The following is a 22,037-nucleotide window of genomic DNA, read 5'->3' as shown; positions in this document are numbered from 1 at the left end:
ATTAAATTTAGATCATATCAGAAAAAGAATACGCTGCCTGGTCTGATTTGAAATCAGAAAGCAGCTAAAAGGGAGATGGGGAAACGATGCGGCGAAAAAACAAAGGACATTCGTTGGGCGTCTGGGCTCTTGTCTTATTCATCATTACAGGCTGCGCAGGGCCTGCCAATCCGGTCGTCATTCTGCCTTCCAATGAAGAATCGAGGGTATCGCTGACCTACTTCGGCAATAAATACGAACCGGAAAACGTGCAGGTGATCGAAGAAATCATTTCGCAGTTCATGCTGGAAAATCCGGATATCCGCGTCGCTTACGAAAGTCTTAAAGGCTCGGCGTATTATGAGGCGCTGCTCAAACGCATGGCTAACGGCAAGGGCGACGATGTGTTTATGATCAATCATGACACTGAACTGATCTTAGCCTCCCAAGGACAGCTCGCCGATCTTTCCGGCCTGGCGACCATTGAAAACTATACGGATGAAATGTTGAGTCAAATGCGGGAACAAGAGCATATCTATTGGGTGCCGACGACAGTCTCCGTGTTTGGTCTTTACTGCAATCTCGATCTGCTGCAAAAACACCATCAAAACGTGCCGGAGACCTTGGCTCAATGGGAAGCGGTCTGCGATTACTTTGTCAGTCAGGGAATCACGCCGGTGATCGCGAATAACGATATATCCCTGAAGACGGTCGCGATCGGTATCGGATTGGCAGCGCTCTATCAGACCCGGCAGCAGGCGGACTACTTCGAACAGGTGAATCTGGGATTCACAACCTTAAGCGAAAAGCTGAGGCCGGGTTTTGCGTATGTCGAAGCGATGATCGCCAACGGCTATCTGGATCCGGAAGCAACGTTGACGACACAGAAGACCTCCGACGATCTGGAGCTTTTTGCGAACGGACAGACGCCGTTTCTGTTGACCGGCGCCTGGGCCGCAGGGCGGCTGGCACAGAAGAACCCGGATTTTGCGTTTTCTGTCGTCCCTTATCCTCTGCTGGAGGACGGCGGCTTTGCGGTAATCAATGCCGACACCCGGCTGAGCGTCAACGCTGACAGTCCGCATCGCGAAGAAGCGCTGCGTTTCGTAGAGTTTTTCACCCGTCCGGAGAACATTCAAAAGTTCGCCGATCAGCAGGCTTCATTCAGTCCGTTAAAAAACGGCGGTCATTCCAGGCTGACGCAGATTCAGCCGCTGATTCCGGCGTATGCGGACGGACGAGTGGTGATCGGCTCGGATTCCCTGCTGGATAAACCGATCTGGGAATTAACCGCGGAAGCCATCGTCCGCCTGCTTCAAGGCGAATCTCTGGATCAGGTTATGGAACAGCTGGACGCGGACGCTGAACAAGAGGAACAATCATGAAGAAACTTGTACGCAATACCCGCCGCGCCGTCACAGTCGGGGCGGCAGCGCTGGCGCTGACGCTCTGCTTGTTGACGACACATTTTATTAGCAGTGTGAAAACCCAGCTGTGGCAGCAGTCGATCAATACGATTTTAGAATCGACGCGTCAGGGCCGGAGTACGCTGGCTGTGCAGTTAGATGAAAATTATGCGGATCTGCGGAACATCGCCGATCGTCTGGCAGACTATCCGGCATCCGATTCCGCCGCTCTCGACACACTGCTTCGTGAAATCAACACGCTGGAAAGCAACGTCCATCTGATTTTCGGCGAACAAGTCTGCCTGCCGTCAGACCGGCCCTGTGATCAGCAGGCGCTCGCGCAGCTGGATCCCCACGGCGGCGGTCAGGCCGTGATCGATCCTCACATCAGCAGCGTGACCGGCATGGATGTATTCGACTTAGTGTTCGAAGTTGATTTTTCAGATGATCAAAAGGGGTATTTGATAAAGGAGTTTGAAGTCCGCGGCATTGTTGATACGTTTACGCTGTCCTTCTATAACGACGCCGGGTTTTCGTATGTCGTCGACGCGGACGGCGACGTTCTGATCCGTTCTTCGCATCCGCGAAGCAACAAGACGGTGCAGAATTTATTGGATATGCTTTCTTCCCAAAACAATGATTCCCAAGCTCTGGCTTTATTTGCGGATTCACTGAAGTCCGCAGAAACCGGCTGGGCAATTTTTACCTATGAAGGCGAACGCACGGTGTTCTGTTTTACGCCAGTCGGGCTGGACTCGGACTGGGCGTTAATTTCAATTATTCCGGAAGCTGCCGTCAACGCTCAGACTCACGCGCTGCTAAGACAGTCGCTGGCTTTGGTGGCTTCGGCAGTCCTGGGGATCAGCGCGCTGGTTCTGCTTTATCTGCGTCACATGACCAAGACGCAGCGGCGTCTGACGCATCAAACCAATTATATCAGTCATCTTTATAACGCGCTGCCGGAAGCGGTCGCGTTAATCTCCACCACTCAGCCTTATCGTTTGCTTCAGCTCAACCGGGAAGGCTGGCGGCTGATGGGCTATACGCTGGAAAATGCAGACGAAGTTCTCAATCCTGACCTGCGGGCTTCGATGCCTAAATTGGATTACGAACACTTTGCCGGACAAATTGAAGCGGCGATTTGCAGCGGGGAAAAAATCAACCTCGTCGAGATGATGAAGAATAGGGACGGCGGTGTGTTCTGGACCTCGGGGATTATTGAAAAAACGCTGGATGAAAACGGAGAACCGGTGCTGATCTACGCGTTTCACGACATCACCAAGGAAAAGCAGGTGGAAGAAGCGGAAAAACAAAGAACGCTGCAGGAGCGGCTGACGCTGGTCAGTGCGTTGTCCAACGCCTATCCTGTGATCATCAGCCTGAATCTGACGCAGGACCAGGTGCAGTTCGTCTATGTCCGGCCGGGATTGATGATTCGGCTGGGCGAACAAGAAACTTACAGCCAGTTATACACTGAACTGGAAGCGTCCATTGATCCGGAATTCAGGCAGGATTATCGCCAATTTCAGCTGAATGCGTTGCAGGAGGCGTTTGCCGGCGGAATCGGCGAGGTTGTGCTGGAGATGAAAATGAAGCTGACCGACGAGCAGCTTCACTGGACGACGACGCAGATCATCCATGTCGATAACCCGTATTCCGAAGATCAGCTGGCAATTTTAATTTCCCGCCGGACCGATGAACAGCGTTTAAAAGCGGAGCGCCAGCAGGAGATACTGAAAACTGCCTTGGAGAACGCGACTGCGGCCAGCGCCGCAAAGAGTCAGTTCCTTTCCAATATGAGTCATGATATCCGCACGCCGATGAATGCCATCGTCGGCATGACCGCAATTGCCGGTGCGCATCTCAACGATCCGGAACGCGTCCAGGCCTGTCTGCGCAAAATCAGTCTTTCCAGCAAGCATTTGTTAAGCTTGATCAACGATATTCTCGACATGTCGAAAATTGAGAGCGGCAAGCTGACGATCGCGCAGGAACCGTTTAATTTTGCCGAGCTGATCACCGAGGTTGTCGAACTGGTCCGGCCGCAGGCAGAAGAAAAAAATCAGACCTTTGCGTTCCAACCGGAGCGGCTGGAGAAGGAAGGGGTCGTTGGCGATCCGCTGCGGATCCGTCAGGTGTGTATTAATATTTTAAGCAACGCCGTGAAGTATACGCCTGAAGGCGGCACGATTACCTTGGAAATCAGTCAGCGTTCCAGCTTATATAAAGGTTGTCAGAATTTTGTATTCCGGTGCGCGGATACCGGAATCGGGATGGATCCAGAGTTCATGACGCGTCTGTTTCAGCCCTTTGAACGTTCGGATCACCCGCAGGCCCCGAATGAAAATGGAACTGGATTGGGCATGGCGATCACAAAAAATCTCGTCGATCTGATGAACGGCGAGATTCAGGTCACAAGCACGGCAGGACAGGGTTCGGTCTTCACTGTAATTCTTCCTTTACCGCTGCAAAGTCAAACCGAAGAACAAATTCCTGCCCGCTGGCAGAGTGCCCACATTCTGGTCGTGGACGATGATCCGAAGATCGGCGAGGAAGCCGGAGAATTGATGACGGCGCTGGGGCTGCGCTGCGATTACCGCGACAATGGGGAAGCCGCATTGGACGCCGCGGAACAGGCACAGCGCGCAAAGGATCCGTACCGGCTGATTCTGATCGACTGGAAAATGCCGGGGCTGAGCGGACTGGAAACCGTTCAGGCCTTGCGGCAAAAACTGGGCGCCCAGCCTGAAATTGTCATTCTTTCAGCTTTCGACTGGTCGGATATCGAGGAACAGGCGCGGCAAAGCGGTGTCAGCGGCTTTTTGACCAAGCCGTTCTACCGTTTTAAAATCTGCCGCCTGCTTTACGAATTGGAGGACGAACGGCGTGAGCCGGCTGAGAGTAAGCCGGTGATCACAGATTTCAGCGGATGCCGTCTGCTTCTGGCCGAGGATAATGAGATCAACCGCGAGATCGCCCGGGAAATGATTGCCAGTCTGATCACCGTTCAACTCGACGAAGTGGCCGATGGTCAGGCTGCGGTGGACCGGATCGCGGCCAGTCCCGAGGGGTATTACAATCTGGTGCTGATGGATATTCAGATGCCGCGGTTAAACGGCTACGAGGCGACCCGTCAGATCCGGAAGCTCAACCGCCGCGATAGTAAAACGCTGCCGATCGTCGCGATGACTGCGAACGCCTTTGAAGAAGACGTGCGGCTGGCGATGCAGGCCGGGATGAACGCCCATTTCGCCAAGCCGATCGACATGGACCGGCTCGCGGAGATCCTGCGCCGGTTTCTCTCAAACGGAAATTCGGATGAGAATCTGCCGGAATACTAATTGATGTTCTTTTCCACATCCCGCCTTCGGGTGGGATTTTACTTTGCTGGAAAGGCCTGGAAATTGATAAATTCATGCGTTTGTCAATTGTATTTTTGCAGGGAAAGGAATACAATAGCGAAGTGACCGACCAGTCGGTCGGGAAAAGGAGAGGCCTATGTTTTCTAAGTTTAGTGTTAAGAAACCCTATACTGTGATTGTGGGCGTGGTCATGTGCCTGTTGCTGGGCGTGATTTCATTTATGAATTCAACAACTGACCTCTTGCCCGAAATGGAGCTGCCCTATGTCGTCATCTATTCGACATATCCGGGGGCCAGCGCCGAAAAAGTAGAAACCAGTCTGACCCGGATCTTGGAATCCTCGGTCAGCACGACAGAAAACCTGTCGAATATGAGTTCGATTTCTTCGGACAATTTATCGTTAATTATTCTGGAATTTGCCGACGATACCAACATGGATACGGCAATGCTCGATCTGAATGCCAAGATCGATCTGGTGAAGGGCTATCTGGATGAAACGATTTCCAGTCCGACGCTGATGGCGATCAACCCGAACATGATGCCGATTATGATGGCGACGGCAGATTATGACGGTCATGACCTGCAGGGATTGAGCGACTTTGTCAATGAGAAGGTCGTACCGGAGCTGGAAAAGACCAAGGGTGTCGCATCGGTCGATCCGACGGGTCTGTTGGAAGAAACCGTGCAGATCGTGCTCGATCATGACAAGATCGACGAGATCAACAACAAAGTGCTGGACAGCGTCGATTCCGAGCTGGCGAAAAACGAACGGGAACTGCGGGAAAAGCTGCAGGAGGTCAACGACGGCCTGCAGAAAATCACCGACGGCGAATCGGAATTAACCAGTACGAAAAATGAAACCTATGACAAGCTGGCGCAGTCTTCCGTCCAGCTGCAGCAGGCGGCGACGAATCTGATCGCGATGGATTCGCAGATCACTCAGCTGAAAGCGGAGAAGGCGGCCTTTGAACAGATCGTCAGCGGCGTGGATCAGCTGAAGGCGCAGCTAGGCTTAAGCGCGGAAGCCACTCCAGAGGAAGTTACGGCAGCCGTTGAAGCGGCTATCGCAAAGGCTCAGGAAGGTCTTGCCCAAGCGCAGCTGGGAATTCAGGGATTAACTGCGCTTCAGGGACAAATTCAGGATCTTCCGGATGAAATGGAACTGCCGGAGGAAATCAAGCTGATGCTTCAGCAGGCGGGACTTGCCGACCTGGAAAATGCCGGTCAGGCCAAAGCTGCCCTCAGCGCGATGCTCGAGCAGCTCAACAGTACGGTGGACCAAGCGAATGCCGGAATCGCAGCGATGCAGGGCGCGCTTCAGATCGTTCCGAAATACGACGACGCGAAGGTCAAGTTAAGCAATGTTGAAATCGAAATCGCGACGGCTGAAGGCGTGAAGCAGGCGGCCAGCAGTATGCTGACAAAAGCCGGGATCGACGTTTCCGACCTCAACAGCCTGCAGTCCAAGCTGGAATCCGGCAAATTGACCGCGGCCGGTGAGATCACCAAGGGCGAAATGACGATCTCCACGACCAAGACAACGCTGGAATCCGCCAAGACACAGATTGAGGACGGTCTGAAACAGATTGCCGACGCCCGCGATGAAGCACTGAAAAAAGCAAATATTTCTGAAGCCCTTTCGCCGAGCATGATCTCGACGATGCTGACGGCGGAGAACTTCTCGATGCCGGCCGGCTATATCGCCTCCAACGACGATTCGCTGCTGATCAAGGTCGGAGATCAGTTCGCTTCGCTGGAAGAAGTGGAAAATCTGCTTCTCATGTCGATGGAGATCGACGGACTGGAAGAAGTCCGGCTGAAGGATCTGGCCAGCGTTCAGATCGTCAATAACAGTGAAAAATTATATACCCGCGTCAACGGCAATCCGGGCATCATGCTTTCCTTCCAGAAAAGCTCGACCGCCTCGACCGCGGACGTCTGCAAAGCCCTGCATAAAACCTTTGACAAGCTGGGTACGCAGTATGAAGGTCTGCATTTCTCAACCCTGATGGATCAGGGCGTCTATATCGACATGATCGTCAATTCCGTTCTGGAGAATTTCCTGTACGGGGCCATTCTGGCGATTATCGTTCTGATCTTATTCCTGCGCGATCTCAAGCCGACGGTGATCATCGCCCTCAGTATTCCGATCTCGCTGATGTTCGCCATGGTGCTGATGTATTTCAGCGGTGTGACGCTGAATATTATCTCGCTGTCCGGTCTGGCGTTAGGCGTCGGGATGCTCGTCGATAACTCCGTTGTCGTTATTGAAAACATCTACCGGATGCGCAATGAGGGTGTCGGCCTGATCGATGCGGCGATTGAAGGCGCCAAACAGGTTGCTGGAGCGATCATCGCTTCGACGCTGACGACGGTCTGCGTCTTCTTGCCAATCGTGTTTGCGACCGGTCTGGCCCGTCAGCTGTTCGTCGATATGGGACTGACGATCGCCTACTCGCTGCTCGCCTCACTGATCGTTGCCTTAACTCTGGTGCCGATGCTTGCCAGCAAGATGCTGAAAAAACAGAATGAAAAGAAGCACGGCTTCTTTGAGAAGCTGGTCAGCGGGTATACCGGGCTGTTGAAATGGTCGCTGGGTCACAAGCTGATCGTCATGGGCGGCGTTATCGCGTTGTTGATTTTCAGTACGATCGGCGTTATGAACATGGGGATGACGCTGATTCCGTCGATGGATTCCGGACAGATGTCGGTCAGTGTGACCTTGCAGAATGAGGACGCTACCGATCAGGAATGCTTCGCGATGTACGATCAGGTCATGGAACGGCTGATGCAGGTGGAAGGCGTCGAGACCGTCGGCGTTACCAGCGGCGGCAGCGGCCTGTCTACGATGATGGGTGGAGGCGGCAATACCTCCACGACCTTCTATATCATCACTGAAGAAAAAGCGAATACGAAAAAAATGGAAGCGGAAATCCCGCAGGTTCTGGCGGATCTGCCTGTTGATGCGGCAGTTTCCACAAGCAATATGGATTTGAGCGTGCTGGGCGGCAGCGGCGTCGCGATGACGCTGTACGGCGATGATCTGGACGAGCTGCAGACGGCCGCGATCCAGCTCGGCAATCAGTTGAAGCAGATCGAAGGCATCGACGTCGTGGACGACGGTCAGCAGGATCCGGTCAAGGAAGTCCGCGTCATCGTCGATAAGAATGAAGCGATGAAATACGGCCTGACCGTAGCGCAGGTCTATCAGAGCGTCGCTTCCAGTATTAAAGAGGAAACGACCAGCACGACTCTGGCGATTCAGGACAAGGACTATCCGGTCGTCATCGTTCAGGACGCCGCTTCCTTAACCCAGCTGGATAACCTGCAGGATATGAAGCTGAAGGGAACTGAAAATCAGGAAGAAAAGGAAATTGAGCTGTGGCGGATTGCCGATATCGAAAACGGCACCGGCATGAACAGCATTTACCGTGAAAACTCCCGCCGCTTTGTCAATGTCAGCGGTACGATCAAGGAGGGCTACAACGTCAGCCTTGTTACCCGCGACGTGCAGAAGCAGCTGGATACCAGCGGACTGCCGGAATCGGTGAGCTTGGAGTTCAGCGGTGAAAACGAAACGATCATGGAAACGATGGTCACGATGATTCAGATGATTCTGTTGGCGATCGCGTTTATCTACATGATCATGGTCGCTCAGTTCCAGAGCCTGTTATCTCCGTTTATCGTTATGTTTACGATTCCGCTGGCCTTTACCGGCGGCTTCCTGGGCCTGTTGATCACCGGTCAGGAATTGAGCATCGTCGCGATGCTGGGCTTTCTGGTGCTGTGCGGCGTCGTCGTCAACAACGGCATTGTCTTTATCGACTATGCCAACCAGCTGAAAGAACAAGGCTATGCCACCTGCGAAGCGATCATTGAAACCGGCCGGACTCGTCTGCGTCCGATCTTGATGACGGCGCTGACGACGATTCTGGCGATGACGACGATGGCGCTGGGGATCGGCACCGGCAGCGATATGATGCAGGGCATGGCGATCGTCACAATCGGCGGTCTGACTTATTCCACGGTGCTGACGCTGTTTGTCGTGCCGATTATGATCGAAGTGACAAGCCGCCGCAAGGACCGCAAAAAAGCAAAGGCAGAACCAGCGCATGAGTGAGGAGAAAAAGACTCAGGTCTATCTCGGCGTGATCAGTCTGGTGCAGCAGGGCCGCTCGCTCAATGAACTGAAGGTTTCGGAAATTGCCGAAGCCAGCGGGATCGGCAAGGGCACCTGTTATGAATACTTTTCTTCGAAAGAGGAAATTATCCGGGAAACGTTGTTGTATACATTTCATAAGGAATTTGACAGCTTCTGCGGCCTGCTTCAATTCGATCAGGGCTTCGAGGCCGGCTTTCGGCAGATTTTGACGGTGATGGAAAAAGCCCTGAGTCAGTTCTCGCCGTTTCAGACGCTGATGTCCAGCGTCGGCAAGCGGGAGCTAAAACAATACGTCAGCGAGGAAGCGATGGAAAATATTATGCGCCAGATGATCCGTTTAATCGATCTGTTGCTGGACCAGGCGCTGCAGGAAGGCGTAATCGAGCCGCAGCGGCCGCGGGAGTATCAGCGCTTTGTCTTGATCGGCGTCATGCAGGCGTATTGCTTCCAAATTACCAACCCGCAGTTACAGATCTCCGCCGCTCAGGCCGCGGACTATGCCTGGCAGGGGTTGCGGGAAGCGCTGGCATAAACGGCAATTAAAACGACGAAGTTCAATTGAACGCTAAACGCTAAAATAAAAAAAGAAGATGTGAGAACTTAGTTAGAACCTAAGACTCCATCTTCTTTTCTTCATTTATCAGTCAGGATAAAATCGAATTAGTGACCAAACTGGAACGGTGTAGCCGCAGTGTAAGCGTCCGCGCCTTCCGCAAGCAGATTTATCGTTACATCTTCCAAGTGCAGCGTCTGGAAACCATTTTCAACCTTTCCGCTTTCATTAACGAACTCTAGGGTCTGGGCATAGCCCTCCGCTTCCGCTTCATCAACCTGAACTTCAATCGTTACGCTTTCGCCATCCGCAAGGCCGCCATCCGCGTAATTCGTGCCTTTCTCTTCTGAACCTGTTTTATAGATATACAGTTCAGTGATTGTTTCCCCCGTCGTGTTGACAACAACGTATTTTCCGCTCGTTGCCACTTCCTTCTTTTCGGTTTCTTTATTTTCTGTCTCCGGCGTCGGGGTAGGTTCCTGTGTAGGTTTTGGTTCTGCCGGAGCGCTGCAGCCTGCGAGCAATGCCGCTGCCAGGACTAAAGCTAAAAATTTCTTCATCATTCTGTTCCTTTCCGTGCTTTGTAAGCATCATACGTTGACCATGATAAACTGTATAGCAGGAATACAGTCAATCCCTTTTCCTGCTTTAATTAACTTTCAAAAAAGTTTACTAAAGGATGAAAGCAGGCATATCGGCTTTCCCATGTTTCTTCAATCCCAACATACAAAAAGGCCGGCGGTACAAAGCGGTTTGTTTTTACTTTGCGCTGCCGGCGTAATGCCGTTTCAAATTTTAAGCGTGGTAGAAATGAAATGAATTGACGGATTCATCCTGAGGTGGATCAGTTTTTTCTTCAGGGTAATTTTCTGACCGGAACTTCCAGCATACTCAAATCGTTTTTACCGGCGATGTAGTAATTTTCGACGATATTGTGCAGAACAATATTGCCGGTGACTTCGTAATGATGGTCGTCAATATATTGCATGACGTCGCATAAGAGCTCAAATTGTCCCGGATTGCCATAGAAATATTTTTTTACTTTCATTCCGCCGGACAGGGTGATCAAATTGGAATGATCGGCCGAAATATTTTTAATGATGAAGAAGACGCCGCTGTCGCGGTAGGGATCCGCGCTGTGACACGCTCCTTTGCGAAAGAGAACGCCGCAGCCTTCAAATTGAATATTGGTGTGCTGTAATGTCAATTCCACACATTTCCGATAGGCGGCGTCAATCATCGCGTCTTCTTCCAGCGATAAATCAAAAGGGGCGAAGAAGGCTGTTCTTTCCTGTTCCTCGCTGACAAAGATCTTGTTTAATTCGTATTTTCCAAATAGCGACTGATAGTACATCTTCCGGTGATGTGTAATCAGTTTTTTCATCTGCAATTCCAGGATCTGATCATCTAATTTCGCAATCTGTGTATCGAAAAGCGCTAAGATTGAATCCGCGTTATTTTTTTTCATGACTTCCATGATATCCGATAACGACATCCCCGCGTCTTTCAGCTGCATGATTTCGATCATTTTCGGTTTCTGCGAGTGCTCGTACAGCCGATAACCGTTGTCATTGATTTTCGCGGGCTTAAATAATCCGATTTTATCGTAATGGATCAGTGTTTGTCTTGTAATGCGGAACATCTCCGCGAATTCCGTGATGGTATAAATCTCTTTCTCTTCCATGCTTGTCACCTGACTCCTGATCTGGAACTTTGTTGGTTTTATTATAAGCCACCCCGCTGTCTGCCTCAAGGATAAGGCCCAGAGTTTCTGACAAACAGTAGATTTTGACTATCAAGCCGGGATAAACAGGAAAAGCAGACCGGCGAAGATCTGCTTTTGTGAAAATGAATGGATTCGTTTTATTGGAAGGAATCCGGGCGTTTATCCTGCGGAACCGGCCCGCATTTTCGGCGCGCGAGGATCAACAGCCAGGCCATCGCCGCGGTATAAAACATTTCGAGTAAGGAATTGACGCTGAGAAAGCGGATATACAATAAGGCGCAGACAACCAGAATCCCCGCGGTCATTTCCATTCCCCAGCGGCCTAACTGCCATCTGCGCCGCTGTCCGGCATAGAAGACGCGCAGGATTAAGAGATTCAGTGCCAGGAAGGCTAGATTGCTGACAAGGATATGCAGTTGAGCCAGAAACGGAAAGGATTCCGGCAGATAAGGCACAAGCATCGAAGCGATCATCAGAAGAAACGTCAGATCTTCCCGCCGCTGTAACGAAACGTTAAGCGCTTCAGCCAATGCGCGGATCATCGCCCGGAAAACAAGCGCGCCGGCGATAGCCCAGAGCACAAGCAACAAGCGGTAGCCCAGACCGTTGCCAACCCAGGATAAATTGGTGGTCAGCGGATCATCGCGCAGGATCAGAAACAAGGTGAACAGCGGAAACAGCACACCGCCGGCCAGCTCGGTTTTATTCAAGACAGAACGCATTTTTTTCATGACATCATTATAGCGAAAAGCGTCTTTCAATTCAAATCCGGACTTCGCGGCGGAAAAAAGTGTGATACAATAAATTCACTTTGGAGGAAGATCATGGATAAGAAAATTAAGGTGGGGTATCAGGGGGCGCACGGCACCTTCAGTGAAATTGCCGTACAGGAGTTTTTTAAGGATAGGCCGTTCACCGCTTGTAATTATGCCAATTTCCCGTCGATCATTGCCGACGTTGAAAGCGGCGCTATCGATTACGCGCTGCTGCCGGTGGAGAATACGACGACAGGGATTATTTATCGGACTTATGATTTGTTGAAGGACAGTGATATCTTTGCGGTCGGCGAGATTTTAGTGCGGATCGACGAGCAGCTGATCGGTCTGTCGGGAACGAACATCGAGGATCTGCGCGAGGTTTATTCCCATCCGGAACCGCTCGATCAATGCTCCGGTTTCTTTGCGGCGCATCCGTGGATTAAACCGGTGACCTATCAGGATACGGCGAAAAGCGTGGAATATGTGGCGCAGTGCCAGGATCCGTCGAAAGCGGCGTTGGGGAGCTGGCTGGCGGCGGAATATTATCACCTGCCTATATTAAAGGAACGGGTACAGGATAATCAGCTGAATACAACGCGGTTTTTCTGTGTGGCAAAAGGCGAGCAGACCGTTCAGGAGGCAGATAAGATCAGCATGTATTTCGTCGTCAACCATGAACCGGGCGCGTTGTATGAGGTCATTCGAGTCTTTGCTCAGCGGGGCATCAACATGTTGAAGCTGGAATCCCGGCCGATCCGCGGACGGATGTTTGAGTATTGTTTCTATATTGATTTCGACGGCAGTCTGCTTCAGCCGAAGACGCAGGAAGCGATTGCCGAGGTTCGCGAGCATTGTCTGGAGGTTAAAGTTCTGGGCAGCTACAAGCGGGCGTTTAACGGAGAGCTGTTATGAGAAGGAAACTTGTGATTCTGTTGGGTGCGCTGATGCTCAGCGGATGCGCCACTGCGCCGGAAGCGAAACCCACGCCGTCCCTCACACCTTCGCCGGCAATCGAACAAACGCCCATGCCTTTGCCGGCAGCGACTCCCGATCCGACGGTGAACGACAAATCCGCCGACCTGAGCGCTTATGAAGGCTTCACGGACGAGCAGAATGCTTTCGTTGAAATCAGTCTGGAAGCTTCGCTGGAAAAAATCGAACAGGGTGAATCGTTCATGATCTATTATGGCAAGCCGAATTGTCCGTGGTGTATCGAAGCGGTGCCGGTTTTAAATGAAGCGGCTAAGGAAAACGGCGCAGTTGTCTATTATGTCGATACAAGCAAGCCTGAAAATTACTCGGAAGCGATGATTGAAAAGATCATGACGCTTTTTGAAGGCTGGCTGCTGAAGGATGAGGAAGGCGAAGAAGGGTTTTACGTGCCGGACGTCGCGCTGGTTCTTAATGGCCGGGTCGCGGCCAATCATATCGCGACCGTTGATTCACACGATCCGTATGCCGCACCGATGAGCGAAGCGGAACAGGCCGAGCTGAAGCAAATTTATACAGAGATGATAAAAAAGTTGACCTCTGCGGCTTAAAATCCTGGATTTTTACATAAAAAAGATTCGGTTATCGAAGCCGTAATGATATAATAAATATGGATTTCCGGCAGTGTTTCTCGTCGGAAACAAGATAAGGCAGGGATAAGCGATGAAACGGCGGAAAAAGGGTTTTACATTAATTGAATTGATCGTCGTTGTGGCGATTTTAGTGCTTTTGATGTTGATGCTGGTACCGAAACTGACAGGTTTTACCGAGACGGCGTCGGACACAGTATGCCATGCCAATCAGGCCAACGCGTATAAAATCATGGTTATGGAATATACTTTAGGTGAAAAACCGTTTAATGAGGAATCTGCCAAAAAAGCGATTGACGAAAAATTAGGAGACCATAAAAAATTATGTCCCACTGGCGGAACAATCAACGTTTTAGTTGATCCTGTGGATCCAAGTAAATTTTCAATCACTTGTTCCAATCACGGCGGTTCAGAACAACAGATTCTGGGTAATTATTCCAAAGATATGTTGGAAATGGCTGTTAATGGTTTTTATACAAATAAAACTGGTCAGCTGGACTCTACAGGGCCGAATTTTGGAAAAGGATTTAAGCAGACCATCGCGAAGAAATACGGTTTGAATGCCAATAACTTTGATTTCACTGTTATGAAAAATAACAATGGCACGTATTCCGTATATATTTTTGATGGAATTTCGGATATGAAAGTAGGAGATTCAGTTCAAGGGGTGGTCTATGAATACGATAAAAATCAGAATCCAATCGGCAATACTTCAGGAACTACTTTTACCGGAAAGATTACGTCGAAGGAAGTAAGCGGCGTTAAATTTAATTATCTGGATTTGGGATCTGTGAAATAATCGGTTTCCCAGGTTGTAACAAAGAGCTGAAGTTTCAGAAAAAGATTGCATTTCAATCGAATTGTGATATAGTAAAAACATCGAGGTGTTGAGTATGCTGAAAAATATTTGCGAAAAAATTGAACATCCGAGTTCTTCTTACTTTTATTTTACCTTTAGATAGAGGGCTGGTTCACTTTGGACATTAGCCCGTTTTGATTTGAAATCAGGCTAATTCTGAAGGGGAATGCGAAAAGAAATGCTGAACCGTGCAGGATAAGCCTGTACGGTTTTTTTGTAGGTTGTGTGAGAGGGGAGAAGTTAATATGATGAAAAAAATCACAGTCAATCTCAAAGACAAAAGCTATCCGATTCTGATTCAGCGGGGACTTCTGAATCAGGTGGGACAGTATCTCGAAGGTCACCGGAAGGTGATGATCGTGACGGACGAGGGGGTACCGGAGGAATATGCCCAGCGCGTGTTGGCGCAATGCGGCCAGGGCTATGTCGAACGCGTGATTCAGGGCGAAGGCGCTAAAAGTATGGAAGTCTACCAACAGATTCTGCGGCGGATGCTGAAAGAACGGTTTTCCCGTAAAGATCTGATCGTCGCTTTAGGCGGCGGGGTGATCGGCGATCTGTCCGGATTTGTCGCCGCGACGTATATGCGGGGGATTGAGTTTATCAACATCCCGACGACGACGCTGTCACAGATTGACAGCAGCATCGGCGGGAAAGTCGCGATCAATCTGGACGGCATCAAGAACTGCGTCGGCGCGTTCTGGCAGCCGAAAATGGTGCTGATCGATCCGGACGTACTGGCCACTTTGCCGCAGCGGCATATCAACAACGGTCTGGCCGAGGCACTGAAAGCCGGTTTAATCCGCGACGAATCGTTATTTGAGTTGTTTGAAACGGACGATCCGATGGAGCACATCGAGAAGATCTTATACAAATCACTGATGATGAAAAAGAAGGTCGTGGAAATCGACGAACGGGAAATCGGTGTTCGCCGAATCCTGAATTTCGGACATACGATCGGCCACGGCATCGAGAGCTATTACCATCTGCACGACGTGTACCATGGCGAAGCGGTTGCGCTGGGCATGATGAAAATGATCAAAGATGAAACGATCCGCGAACGCCTGCATCCGATTTATCAGCGGCTGAATCTGAAAGAAGATATCGACTACGACCGCCAACAGGTTTACGACTTTATCACCAAAGACAAGAAGATCGACGGCGGAACGTTAACGATCGTGCTGCTGCGGAAGATCGGCGAAGCGTATTTAAAAGATATCCCGACGGAGAAGATCAAAGAATATTTGTAATCGAAAAGTTCTTTTCAAAAAGAACGCAGGGAAGACAAGCCGTTCTGCGGTCAACAGTACAAGGAAAAATAACAAAAAGCCAGAAAAAACAAGGAGATCAAACGATGAAAAGTGCGATTGGACAGTGTATTGAGCTGTCGCTGTTCGGCGAGAGCCACGGTGAAGCGATCGGTGTCGTGATTCAGGGTCTGCCTTCGGGCATCCGCATCGACGAAGCCTGGATGGGCAAGCAGATGGAGAAACGCAAACCCAAAGGCAAAATATCGACTCAGCGGCAGGAAGCGGACGTTCCGGAAATCGTCAGCGGCGTCTTTGAAGGCCGGACGACGGGCACACCGCTGTGCATTCTTATCCGCAACGAAAATATGCGAAGCAAGGATTATTCGAAAACAAGATATATTCCGCGCCCTTCGCATGCCGATTACACGGCGGAGATTAAATATTTAGGCTATCAGGATTACCGCGGGGGCGGTCATTTCTCAGGCCGGATCACCGCGCCGTTAGTGGCGGCGGGCGCCATTTTCCTTCAGATGCTGAAAGCGAAAGGCATCGAGGTCGGAACGCATGTCGCGCAGATGCAGGAATTAACGGACGCGCCGTTTGCGGACGAGGAAGCAGAACTGCGGGCGCAGCTGCTGAGCTTAGAGGATCAATATCTGGCATGTCTGAGCGATTCAACGCGGACAGCCATCCAGCAGCGGATCGAACAGGCACAGGCTCAGGGCGACTCGATGGGCGGGATTCTGGAAAGCGCGGTGATCGGGATGCCGGCCGGAGTGGGTGAGCCCTTCTTTGATTCGGTGGAGAGCCGGCTGGCGCATCTGTTGTTCAGCATCGGCGCCGTGAAGGGCGTGGAATTCGGCGATGGTTTCGACTTTGCCGCAAAAAGAGGCAGCGAAGCCAACGACGGCATCACAATCAACAACGGACATATCCGGACTCTGACCAATCATAACGGCGGGATTAACGGCGGGATTACCAACGGCATGCCGCTGCGCATCCGCACGGTCGTTAAGCCGACCCCTTCGATCTACAAGCCGCAGCCCAGCGTAAATCTGAAAACCGGGGAACCGACGACGCTGCAAATTGAAGGCCGGCACGATCCGGCGATTCTGCATCGGGCGCGGGTCGTTGTCGACAGTCTGATCGCTTTCGGGCTGGCAGATCTGTTGACTGAGCGCTTCGGCATTCTGTGGTGGGAAGGAGAACGGCCATGCGGCGAGGATTGATCGGCGAACATCTGGGACACAGCTATTCCCAACGGATTCATGAAACGCTGGGCGGCTATCCTTACGAGCTGATTGAGGTGGCTCCCCAGGACTTGGACGCCTGGATGAAAAACAAGGATTTCGCGGCGCTGAACGTCACGATCCCCTATAAGAAAGCTGTGATTCCTTATTTAGAAGAACTGGATGAACGGGCACGGCGGATCGGGGCCGTCAACACAATTGTCAATGATCACGGCCGCCTGATCGGTAAAAATACCGACTATTACGGCTGTCGGTTCATGCTGGAACAAGCAGGCATTGAAATTCAGGATCGGAAAGTGATCCTGTTAGGTAACGGCGGGGCGGCGCAGGCCGTGCAGGCGGTGCTGGAGGATTTAGGCGCGGCGGCGATCGTTAAGGTCAAACGCAATCCGTCGCCGGAAACACTGACCTACGAAGAAGCGTACCGCGATCACAGCGGCGCGCAGGTCATCGTCAATACCAGCCCGGTCGGCATGTTTCCAGCACAGGAAGGCCTTCCCGTGGAACTGGATCGCTTCCCTCAGCTGGAAAGTGTCGCGGATGTGATCTACAATCCGCATCGCACCCGCCTGATCGTCGAAGCCCAGAAACGCGGCTGCCGGACAGCGACGGGATTAAGCATGTTAACGGCGCAGGCCGCCGAGGCGATTGAAGCGTTTATCGGCAAGCCTGTCGCTCCGGAATCCATTCTGCGCATGACGGCGGAACTGGCGCGGGAGAAAATGAATCTCGTCTTAATCGGGATGCCGGGCTGCGGCAAAAGCACGATCGCCCGGAAACTGGCGGAAATCAGCGGCCGTCCGGCCGTTGATATTGATCAGCGGATCGTGGAGCGGATCGGCATGCCGATCCGGGACTTCTTTGCCCAACAAGGCGAAGCCCGGTTCCGTCAGATCGAAGCGGAAATCCTGGCGGAAGTTACGCTGCAGACGGGGCAGATTATCGCCACAGGCGGCGGGATCGTCAAGGATTGGGAAAATGTCAGACGGCTGCGGCAGAGCGGCAAGGTTTATTTCCTGGACCGCAGTTTGGATCAGCTGGAAACCGATCCGAGCCGGCCGCTGAGCTCCAGCCGCGAAGCCCTGCGGCAGCTCTATGACCAGCGGATTGATTTATACCGGGCTGCCTGCGACCAACAGATTGAAAACAACGGCAGCGCCGATCAGACCGCCCGCCGGTTATGGCAGGACTGGCTGACGGAAACAACGGGACTGATTGATTAAAATAAGTTAAGAACAGTGAGGATCCATCCTGAAAAGGAATAAGGAAGGACTAAGAACAAGTCTGGACGGAAGTAACGGAGAAAACGCAACAGCCGTTACACGAACAGGATAAGAATCATGACATGGAAAGACAGCATCGTATTCGGTCAAGAAAACGAGCGCAGATTGAAAAAACAGGGGGAATAAAACCATGATTATCACATTAAAAAAGAACACACCGCAGCCGGAAATCGACCGGCTGATCCAAAACTTTGAAAAACAAGGCGTTCAGGTCAACATGATCTCCGGCGCGAATTACAATGTTTTCGGATTGGTTGGTGATACGGCGAAGCTGGATGAGCGGCGGATTATGGCGAACGAATGGGTGGAGGACGTCACTCGGATTGCGGCTCCGTACAAACTGGCCAACCGGATGTTTCATCCGCAGGACTCGGTGATCGATGTCAGCGGCGTCAAGGTCGGCGGTCAGGAGAAGATCGTTGTGATCGGCGGTCCCTGCTCGGTCGAAGGGGAGGAAATGATCTGTGACATCGCTCAGCAGGTCAAAGATGCCGGCGGCGTGATGTTACGAGGCGGCGCGTACAAGCCGAGAACCTCACCTTACGCTTTCCAGGGAATGGGCACCGAAGGCATTCTTGCGATGGTCAAGGCGCGGGAAAAGACCGGTCTGCCGATCGTCAGCGAATTGATGAGCGCGGATAAGATCGACGAATTTGTCGAGCATGTCGATCTGATTCAGGTCGGAGCGCGCAACATGCAGAACTTCGATCTGTTGAAAGCGCTGGGCAAGATTGACAAGCCGGTGCTGTTGAAGCGCGGGCTGGCGAACACGATTGAGGAGTGGATCATGGCGGCGGAGTACATCATGGCCGGCGGCAACAAGAATGTGATCCTGTGCGAACGCGGCATCCGGACATTTGAGAAATACACGCGCAACACGCTGGATCTGAGTGTTGTCCCGATCATCAAGGAACGCACGCATCTGCCGATCATCATCGACCCGTCGCACGCGACCGGGGATTGGAAGCTGGTGGAAGCGATGTCCTTAGCGGCGATCGCAGCCGGAGCGGATGGTCTGATTATTGAAGTCCATGCTTGTCCGGAATGTGCGTGGAGCGATGGGGCGCAATCGCTGAAGCCGGCGAAGTTCGCCTCCCTGATCGAAAAGGGCCGCACAATTGCCCAGGTGGTCGGGAGATCGCTGTAATGCAGGCGACGATCATCCCGGGACGCTGCACCCAGACGACGGTGGCGATTCCGCCGAGCAAGTCGATGGCCCATCGGGCGATCATCTGCGCCGCTTTGGCACAAGGTGAAAGTCTGATTCATCACGTCGATTATTCCGACGATATCCTGACGACGATCGACGGAATGCGCAAGCTGGGCGCGCACATTGAGTTGGAAGGCAGCGATGTGCGGGTGCAGGGCATTCCCGATTTTAATCAGCTGCAAAGCGAGGAAATTTTCTGCAAGGAATCCGGCTCCACGCTGCGCTTTTTTATCCCGATTTTCTCGCTGACCGGCAAGCGGGTTCGTTTTACCGGACAGAACCGCCTGCTGCAGCGGCCCCAGACGGTCTACCAACAGCTGTTTGAGGCACAGGGATTCCATTACTCGCAAACCGCGGAATGGATTGAAATTGAAGGTGCGCTGCAGCCGGGGGACATCACGCTGCGCGGCGACATCAGCTCACAGTTCATTTCCGGTCTGTTGTTTGCGCTGGCCTGCCGCAAGGAGGATTCTACGCTGCATATTGAACCGCCGTTTGAGTCGCGTTCGTATGTGGAGCTGACATTGCAGATGCTTCAGGATTTCGGCGTTCATGCTTATTTTGAAGACGAGCTGACGCTGCGGATTCCCGGCGGCCAGCGGTATCAAGCCTGTGAAACGACCGTTGAATCCGATTATTCCCAGCTTGGTTTCTATGCCGCGCTGGGATGCGTTAACCATGAGGTTCATTGTCAGGGCCTGCGGCCGGATTCCCGTCAGGGCGACCGTCAGATCCTGGACTTTGTCCGTAAGATGGGCGGAAAGACAGAGGTTACGGATAAAGAAGTGATCGTTTATCCATCTTCCCTGTCCGGATGCGAACTGGATATGCAGAACTGTCCGGATCTTGGACCAATTCTGATGGTGTTGGCCAGCTTCGCGCAGGGAGAAACAAAAATGATCAATGCCGCTCGCCTGCGGTATAAAGAAAGTGATAGAATAGAAGCGATGGAAACCGAGCTGCGCAAGGTCGGGGTGCCGATTCATTCAAGCGAGGGTGAAGTCTGGATTCAGGGACCGACAGCCTGGAAGGGCGGCGTCACCTTGGACGGTCATAAAGATCATCGGATCGTGATGGCGCTGGCGATCGGCGCGACGATGGCGGACGCTCCGGTGACCATTGAAGGCGCAGAAGCGATCGCCAAGTCGTATCCGGGGTTTTTCCGGGATCTGCGCTCGCTGGGAATCGAAGTAAAGGAGAAATAACATGCAGGAGGAATCGCATTTTCTGATCGTCGGTCTGGGTTTGCTGGGCGGAAGCTATGCCCAGGGATTGAAGCGCAAAGGCTTCCATGTCAGTGCACTGGACCTCAATCCGGAAAGCATCGCCTACGCTTTAAAGCAAGGCTGGATTGACGAAGGCGCTGTCGGTTTTGATGAAGCACTGGTCCGCCAGGCGGACAGCGTTGTGTTCGGATTGTATCCGCAGGCCCTTTTGGAGTGGATCGATCAATACCAGGACAGCTTTGCCCCGGGAACCCGGATCACCGATGTGACCGGCGTCAAGGAACGAATCGTAGCGCAGGTACAGGGAAAATTGCGGCCGGATGTGGAATTCATCGCCAGTCATCCGATGGCGGGCCGGGAGGTCAGCGGCGTGCAGTATGCCGATTGTTCGATCTTTGAGCCGGCGAATTTTATCATCACGCCGACGTCCGCCAATACGCCGGAGGGGATCGCGTGGGTGAAAGCACTGGCGGAAACGTTGAACTTCCGGCACATTGCCACGCTCAGTCCGGCTGAACATGATAAAATGGTCGGGTTTCTCAGCCAGCTGACGCATGTGATCGCGGTGACGCTGATGAATACCAGCGACAACACCCATCTGGTGGACTATACCGGCGACTCCTTCCGCGATCTGACGCGGATCGCGAAGATTAATGAATCGTTATGGACGGAATTGTTCTTAATGAACAAGGCGAATCTCGTTCGTGAAATTGACGAGTTCGCCGCGGAGCTGGCCCATTTCCGCAGTGTGCTGGAAAACGAGGATACCGAGGAAATGAAACGGCTGTTCCGCCAGTCGACGCAGCGGCGGAAATGCTTTGACAAGTGAGGGGGAGAAAATGAAATTTTTAGTGGTCAACGGCCCGAATATCAACATGACCGGAATTCGCGAACAAGGCGTCTACGGCGCGCGCAATTATACCGAAATCACGGCGATGATCGCCGCGGAAGCTAAGCAGCGCGGGATCGAGGTCGAGGTTTTTCAAAGCAACGTCGAGGGTGAGATGATCGATGCGATCCAGCGGTGTTATTTCGAGCACATGGACGGGCTGATCATCAATCCGGGAGCCTATACGCATACCAGTTACGCGCTGCATGACGCAATCAAAAGCATTGCGCCGATTCCGGCCGTCGAGGTTCATTTTTCCAACGTTCATGCACGCGAAAGCTTCCGGCATGAATCGAAAACCGCGCCGGCTTGCCTCGGCCAGCTGTGCGGATTCGAGGATTATGGCTATGTGATGGCGATGGATGCGCTGATTCAGCACCTTGCAAAAAGATAAGGGTGAAATACAGCTCAGGGAAGAACTCGGGCTGTTTTTTTATTTCAGACTGGCCGGCCTGTCCGTCATCGTTTATAATGAAAGAATCAGGACGTCAGCCAGCAGGCAGAGAAGGACGCCAGGCAGAACCGCGGTTTTCAGCGGATGAAC

Annotated in this window: 17 protein-coding genes; 14 read left to right on the top strand and 3 right to left on the bottom strand. The window is 52.1% G+C overall.

Features of this window, described 5'->3' with window-relative positions:
• The first annotated feature begins 86 nt into the window (after positions 1–86).
• From DWY25_RS06395 to DWY25_RS06380, 4 genes are all read left to right on the top strand, one after another.
• Entirely contained in the window at positions 87–1,364 is a 1,278-nt protein-coding gene (locus tag DWY25_RS06395; RefSeq protein ID WP_117894542.1) for an ABC transporter substrate-binding protein, read from the top strand.
• On the top strand, positions 1,361–4,726 hold the full coding sequence (locus tag DWY25_RS06390) for a response regulator (protein ID WP_117894541.1): 3,366 nt from the start codon (positions 1,361–1,363) through the stop codon (positions 4,724–4,726). Before DWY25_RS06395 ends, DWY25_RS06390 begins: the two co-directional genes overlap by 4 nt.
• Positions 4,727–4,883: 157 nt before the next feature.
• The gene (locus DWY25_RS06385; RefSeq protein ID WP_117894540.1) at positions 4,884–8,867 is read left to right on the top strand and encodes an efflux RND transporter permease subunit; all 3,984 of its coding nucleotides are present in this window, start codon (positions 4,884–4,886) and stop codon (positions 8,865–8,867) included.
• Positions 8,860–9,441 (top strand): TetR/AcrR family transcriptional regulator, encoded by a 582-nt coding sequence (locus DWY25_RS06380; protein ID WP_117894539.1) that lies wholly within the window; start codon positions 8,860–8,862, stop codon positions 9,439–9,441. The genes DWY25_RS06385 and DWY25_RS06380 overlap by 8 nt, the downstream gene beginning before the upstream one ends.
• A gap of 128 nt (positions 9,442–9,569) precedes the next feature.
• Here DWY25_RS06380 and DWY25_RS06375 read toward each other — a convergent pair whose 3' ends face one another.
• The 3 genes from DWY25_RS06375 to DWY25_RS06365 all read right to left on the bottom strand — a co-directional run bounded on the left by DWY25_RS06375 (position 9,570) and on the right by DWY25_RS06365 (position 11,919).
• On the bottom strand, positions 9,570–10,022 hold the full coding sequence (locus DWY25_RS06375) for a hypothetical protein (protein WP_147336669.1): 453 nt from the start codon (positions 10,020–10,022) through the stop codon (positions 9,570–9,572).
• A 296-nt stretch (positions 10,023–10,318) separates the two neighbouring features.
• The gene (locus tag DWY25_RS06370; RefSeq protein ID WP_117894537.1) at positions 10,319–11,146 is read right to left on the bottom strand and encodes a MerR family transcriptional regulator; all 828 of its coding nucleotides are present in this window, start codon (positions 11,144–11,146) and stop codon (positions 10,319–10,321) included.
• Positions 11,147–11,325: 179 nt separating this feature from the next.
• On the bottom strand, positions 11,326–11,919 hold the full coding sequence (locus DWY25_RS06365; protein WP_117894536.1) for a hypothetical protein: 594 nt from the start codon (positions 11,917–11,919) through the stop codon (positions 11,326–11,328).
• A gap of 93 nt (positions 11,920–12,012) precedes the next feature.
• On the opposite strand from DWY25_RS06365, the gene pheA reads away from it, so the two are divergent.
• The 10 genes from pheA (at position 12,013) to aroQ (ending at position 21,887) form a co-directional block, all read left to right on the top strand.
• Positions 12,013–12,858 carry a prephenate dehydratase gene (gene pheA, locus DWY25_RS06360; protein WP_117894535.1) on the top strand — a complete coding sequence of 282 codons (846 nt, stop codon included), beginning with the start codon at positions 12,013–12,015 and terminating at the stop codon, positions 12,856–12,858.
• Positions 12,855–13,487: a hypothetical protein gene (locus DWY25_RS06355; protein ID WP_117894534.1), complete on the top strand. Its 633-nt coding sequence runs from the start codon at positions 12,855–12,857 to the stop codon at positions 13,485–13,487. The genes pheA and DWY25_RS06355 overlap by 4 nt, the downstream gene beginning before the upstream one ends.
• A gap of 112 nt (positions 13,488–13,599) precedes the next feature.
• Positions 13,600–14,325 carry a prepilin-type N-terminal cleavage/methylation domain-containing protein gene (locus tag DWY25_RS06350; RefSeq protein ID WP_117894533.1) on the top strand — a complete coding sequence of 242 codons (726 nt, stop codon included), beginning with the start codon at positions 13,600–13,602 and terminating at the stop codon, positions 14,323–14,325.
• Between the two features lie 305 nt (positions 14,326–14,630).
• The gene (aroB, locus tag DWY25_RS06345; protein ID WP_006058641.1) at positions 14,631–15,635 is read left to right on the top strand and encodes a 3-dehydroquinate synthase; all 1,005 of its coding nucleotides are present in this window, start codon (positions 14,631–14,633) and stop codon (positions 15,633–15,635) included.
• A gap of 104 nt (positions 15,636–15,739) precedes the next feature.
• On the top strand, positions 15,740–16,864 hold the full coding sequence (gene aroC / locus DWY25_RS06340) for a chorismate synthase (RefSeq protein WP_117894532.1): 1,125 nt from the start codon (positions 15,740–15,742) through the stop codon (positions 16,862–16,864).
• On the top strand, positions 16,849–18,108 hold the full coding sequence (locus tag DWY25_RS06335) for a shikimate kinase (RefSeq protein ID WP_117894531.1): 1,260 nt from the start codon (positions 16,849–16,851) through the stop codon (positions 18,106–18,108). Before aroC ends, DWY25_RS06335 begins: the two co-directional genes overlap by 16 nt.
• A gap of 190 nt (positions 18,109–18,298) precedes the next feature.
• Positions 18,299–19,315, top strand: a complete 1,017-nt coding sequence (aroF, locus tag DWY25_RS06330; RefSeq protein ID WP_117894530.1) for a 3-deoxy-7-phosphoheptulonate synthase — start codon at positions 18,299–18,301, stop codon at positions 19,313–19,315.
• Entirely contained in the window at positions 19,315–20,583 is a 1,269-nt protein-coding gene (gene aroA, locus DWY25_RS06325; protein ID WP_117894529.1) for a 3-phosphoshikimate 1-carboxyvinyltransferase, read from the top strand. The genes aroF and aroA overlap by 1 nt, the downstream gene beginning before the upstream one ends.
• Before the next feature lies 1 nt (position 20,584).
• On the top strand, positions 20,585–21,433 hold the full coding sequence (locus tag DWY25_RS06320; RefSeq protein ID WP_117894528.1) for a prephenate dehydrogenase: 849 nt from the start codon (positions 20,585–20,587) through the stop codon (positions 21,431–21,433).
• 10 nt (positions 21,434–21,443) lie between these two features.
• Positions 21,444–21,887, top strand: a complete 444-nt coding sequence (gene aroQ, locus DWY25_RS06315; protein ID WP_117894527.1) for a type II 3-dehydroquinate dehydratase — start codon at positions 21,444–21,446, stop codon at positions 21,885–21,887.
• The last annotated feature ends 150 nt before the right edge of the window (positions 21,888–22,037 follow it).

This window comes from Holdemania filiformis (assembly GCF_003459085.1).
GTDB classification, from domain to species: Bacteria; Bacillota_I; Bacilli_A; order Erysipelotrichales; family Erysipelotrichaceae; genus Holdemania; species Holdemania filiformis.
Note: the sequence above shows the minus strand (reverse complement) of the source record. Positions and strands in the feature narration are given on the sequence as shown.

Coding starts and splice junctions, on each gene's coding strand:
- DWY25_RS06395 (WP_117894542.1), top strand. CDS start 87: ATGCGGCGAAAAAACAAAGGACATTCGTTGGGCGTCTGGGCTCTTGTC.
- DWY25_RS06390 (WP_117894541.1), top strand. CDS start 1,361: ATGAAGAAACTTGTACGCAATACCCGCCGCGCCGTCACAGTCGGGGCG.
- DWY25_RS06385 (WP_117894540.1), top strand. CDS start 4,884: ATGTTTTCTAAGTTTAGTGTTAAGAAACCCTATACTGTGATTGTGGGC.
- DWY25_RS06380 (WP_117894539.1), top strand. CDS start 8,860: ATGAGTGAGGAGAAAAAGACTCAGGTCTATCTCGGCGTGATCAGTCTG.
- DWY25_RS06375 (WP_147336669.1), bottom strand. CDS start 10,022: ATGAAGAAATTTTTAGCTTTAGTCCTGGCAGCGGCATTGCTCGCAGGC.
- DWY25_RS06370 (WP_117894537.1), bottom strand. CDS start 11,146: ATGGAAGAGAAAGAGATTTATACCATCACGGAATTCGCGGAGATGTTC.
- DWY25_RS06365 (WP_117894536.1), bottom strand. CDS start 11,919: ATGAAAAAAATGCGTTCTGTCTTGAATAAAACCGAGCTGGCCGGCGGT.
- pheA (WP_117894535.1), top strand. CDS start 12,013: ATGGATAAGAAAATTAAGGTGGGGTATCAGGGGGCGCACGGCACCTTC.
- DWY25_RS06355 (WP_117894534.1), top strand. CDS start 12,855: ATGAGAAGGAAACTTGTGATTCTGTTGGGTGCGCTGATGCTCAGCGGA.
- DWY25_RS06350 (WP_117894533.1), top strand. CDS start 13,600: ATGAAACGGCGGAAAAAGGGTTTTACATTAATTGAATTGATCGTCGTT.
- aroB (WP_006058641.1), top strand. CDS start 14,631: ATGATGAAAAAAATCACAGTCAATCTCAAAGACAAAAGCTATCCGATT.
- aroC (WP_117894532.1), top strand. CDS start 15,740: ATGAAAAGTGCGATTGGACAGTGTATTGAGCTGTCGCTGTTCGGCGAG.
- DWY25_RS06335 (WP_117894531.1), top strand. CDS start 16,849: ATGCGGCGAGGATTGATCGGCGAACATCTGGGACACAGCTATTCCCAA.
- aroF (WP_117894530.1), top strand. CDS start 18,299: ATGATTATCACATTAAAAAAGAACACACCGCAGCCGGAAATCGACCGG.
- aroA (WP_117894529.1), top strand. CDS start 19,315: ATGCAGGCGACGATCATCCCGGGACGCTGCACCCAGACGACGGTGGCG.
- DWY25_RS06320 (WP_117894528.1), top strand. CDS start 20,585: ATGCAGGAGGAATCGCATTTTCTGATCGTCGGTCTGGGTTTGCTGGGC.
- aroQ (WP_117894527.1), top strand. CDS start 21,444: ATGAAATTTTTAGTGGTCAACGGCCCGAATATCAACATGACCGGAATT.